General features: G+C 60.1%; 3 protein-coding genes. 1 reads left to right on the top strand and 2 read right to left on the bottom strand.

Going from position 1 to position 3,108, the window contains the following annotated elements:
- The first annotated feature begins 254 nt into the window (after nt 1-254).
- Complete coding sequence (locus WCA53_RS16485; protein WP_423912515.1) at nt 255-806, top strand: DUF4142 domain-containing protein; 552 nt, start codon at nt 255-257, stop codon at nt 804-806.
- Nucleotides 807-877: 71 nt separating this feature from the next.
- On the opposite strand, the gene WCA53_RS16480 is transcribed toward WCA53_RS16485, so the two are convergent.
- Nucleotides 878-1,276, bottom strand: coding sequence for a sensor histidine kinase (locus tag WCA53_RS16480; RefSeq protein ID WP_423912510.1), 399 nt, complete (start codon nt 1,274-1,276; stop codon nt 878-880).
- Nucleotides 1,277-1,392: 116 nt separating this feature from the next.
- The coding region (locus tag WCA53_RS16475) for an FdhF/YdeP family oxidoreductase (RefSeq protein WP_423912505.1) at nt 1,393-3,108 on the bottom strand (1,716 nt) is incomplete at its 5' end.

Here is a 3,108-nt window from a genome sequence, read left to right as displayed (position 1 = left end):
TTATGTCCCGCCATGCCTTCTTGCGCGGTTGGCGACGGCGTGAAGCGCAGATCGAGATCACCGCGTTTGGCGGTGAACTCGCACAGGGCGCGTACTGCGATGGTGTAACTGGGTGGTCGGGGCATGACTACTGTATGTATGCACAGTAAATGTTAAATATTACCACGATGCGATCGGGCGACGCCATTGCGTGGAACGAGGGTTGCTGAGGCTTCCGCGTGCGAAGCTTTTATTACCAACCCAGGGAGAAACGAATGAAGACAACGTCATTTTCCGCGCTACTTGCCGCTTGCCTGGTGCTCGGCACTCCGCTCGTCCACGCGCAAAACGCAACTGAAGCGGCCTCGACCACGGCGGCCAATCCGCTGTCGGACGCCGATAAAGCGTTTGTGCAGGCAGCATCAATGTCCTCGTCGACCGAGATAGACGCCGGCAAGCTCGCGATGACCCATTCCAGCGACGCGGACGTCAAGTCCTTCGGACGTCACATGATCATTGACCACACCGAGCTGACGGTGCAGTTGAAGATGGCCGCGCCCAAGGGCGTGACCGTGCCGAAGGACAACTCCGACACATCGTTGCTTGATTCGCTGAAACCGCTGAAAGGCAAGGACTTCGACAATGCCTACATCAGCAAGGTCGGCCTGGCGGGTCACAAGCAAGCGCTGGATGCGTTTCAAAAGGAAATTTCGGATGGACAAAACGCGGACCTGAAGAAGGCGGCCCAGAAGGCGCTACCCACGATTCAGAAGCACTATCGGATGGCGCAGGATCTTGCAAAACAGAAAGGCGTAACCGCGGACTGACGGCGTTTGCGTGACGTGGGCTAGTTAATTTTTCCACGAGGCGTTCGACGAAACAACAAACGTGGGTCCTTTTAGCAATGTTCTTGCGGCAATGTCGACCGTGGCTTTGGGGCAAAGCGCCGGTGGAAACGGTAACAGTGGAACGGGCGGCGGTAACGCCCATGGCGCTGCGACGGCGGCACTGATAAGCGGCGCTCCGGGGCGGTGTGGAGCGGATCAAAGATGCGGTCGAGGGTTGAACGCTCAATGGCGGCCCCGCTGTTTTTCTCCTCCAGGACGACTTCCGCTTCCTCACCGGTCAGCGACACACCCACCGGCGCGTCTCGCGCTCCGTATTTGACCGCATTCAGAACCAGGTTGCCACGTAACTGCTGAAGACGCTGGCCCGTCCCAAACGCCCTCGCAGTCGCCGACCCCAACCAGATCGAACTGGCGGTGCGGATGCGCCGCACGCACCAGGTCCAGTTCAAACCCCGCGCGGCTGCTTATCGCGGACGACGATCCGAATTTGTGGACGCATACGTGCTGTTGCACGCGGCCGCCACGCACAGTACTCCGCAAGCGCTCCCACTCCAAACAGGCGAGATCAAGCCGTTTGCGCTGTAACGATCCGCACCGGAATCGCCTTCGCCGCAGGCACCTTGCTCTCCTTTGCGTGGTGCGACAGCGGGATCAATGGGTTGCATTCCGGGTAGTATCCAGCGACGCAACCGGCAGGTAGATCGAACGGGATGATCCTGAAACCGTCCACCTGGCGCTTTTTGCCGTCTGGCGATACGGCTTCCAGCGACACCTCGGCATCAGCCGATAGCCCATGCCGCTCGATGTCCCGTTCGTTCATCAACAGCACCATCCGCGAGCCGCGCACGCCGCGAAAACGGTCATCCAGCGTATAGATCGTCGTGTTGAACTGGCTGTCGCTGCGCACCGTGAACAGGCGCAATTCGTCAGGCCGGCGCTCGGGCATGTCGGGATCTTCATGCAGCGTTTGCGGCACCATGAATTCCGCCTTGCCACTTTTCGTCTTCCATTTGCGTTCGCGTGCCGGCAACGGACGATGAAAGCCGCCCGGTGTCCACATCCGCGCATTGAAGTCGTGGAAGATGTCGGGATAGGTTTCGGCGATCGCGTCGCGGACGAGCGCATAGTCGTTGCTCCACGCATCCCAGTCGACCGATGACGAATCGAGTGTCGCCTTCGCGATGCCCGCGACGATTGCCGGTTCGGACAACAGTCGGTCACTTGCTGGCTGTGCGACGCCACGAGACCCGTGCATGCAGCCGGTGCTGTCTTCCATTGAGACCGCTTGCGCTTGGCCCATCCGCTTATCGATTTCGATGCGGCTCAGGCACGGCAGCAGATACGAGACCTCGCCGTGTACGAGATGGCTGCGGTTGAGTTTGGTGGCGATGTTCACGGTCAGGCGAAGCCTGCGCCAGGCGGGCTCGATCGCATAACGGTCGGGCACCGATCGCACGAGATTGCCGCCAAGTTGAAACACCGCGCGCACCTTGCCGTCGATCACGGCTTTGCATGCGTCGACAGTCGCCATACCCTGATTGCGCGGCGGCTCGAAATGGTATTGGCTGGCGAGTTTGTCGAGCGGCGCCAACTCCGGCTTTTCCGTTACGCCGACCGTGCGTTGCCCCTGCACGTTCGAATGTCCGCGAATCGGGGACGCTCCGGCACCCGGCTTGCCGATATTGCCGCGCAACAGCAGCAGATTGACGATCATCCGCACGTTCTGCACGCCCATTCGGTGCTGCGTCACGCCCATGCCGTAGTGGATGATGACCGCTTTGGCCCGCATGTACTCGTCCGCCGCCTCGGTCAGTGCAGCGCGTGTCAGGCTGCACGTATGTTCCAGTTCTTCCCAACTGACGTTGCGCACATAATTTGCGAAATCGCCGAAACCGGTCGTGTGTTCTTCGATGAACGCAGTATCGAGAATGCGCGCGGCGCCTTCGACTTGCGCGCGCTCATCCGCTTCGATCACTGCCTTGCAGATGCCGACAATTGCCGCGGAATCGCCGCCGGCCTTCACCTGGTGATATTGCGTGCTGATCTGCGTCGCACCGGGCTTGAGCATTTGGGTAGCGGATTGCGGATTGACGAAGCTCACCAGACCCGGCTCGCGGATTGGATTGAACGTGATGATCGGCACGCCGCGTTCTCTCGCTTCCTGCAAATCATGGAGCATGCGCGGACTGTTCGTGCCGACGTTCTGGCCGAAGAAGAACATCAGATCGGTATGTTTGAAGTCGTCGAGCGTGATCGTGCCGACGCCCACGCCGATCGCTTC

The organism is Caballeronia sp. (assembly GCF_049581465.1).
GTDB lineage: Bacteria > Pseudomonadota > Gammaproteobacteria > Burkholderiales > Burkholderiaceae > Caballeronia.
This window is presented reverse-complemented; position numbering and strand designations above follow the sequence as displayed.

Excerpts from the sequence above, each read along its gene's own strand:
- WCA53_RS16485 (WP_423912515.1), top strand. The coding sequence starts at position 255 with ATGAAGACAACGTCATTTTCCGCGCTACTTGCCGCTTGCCTGGTGCTC.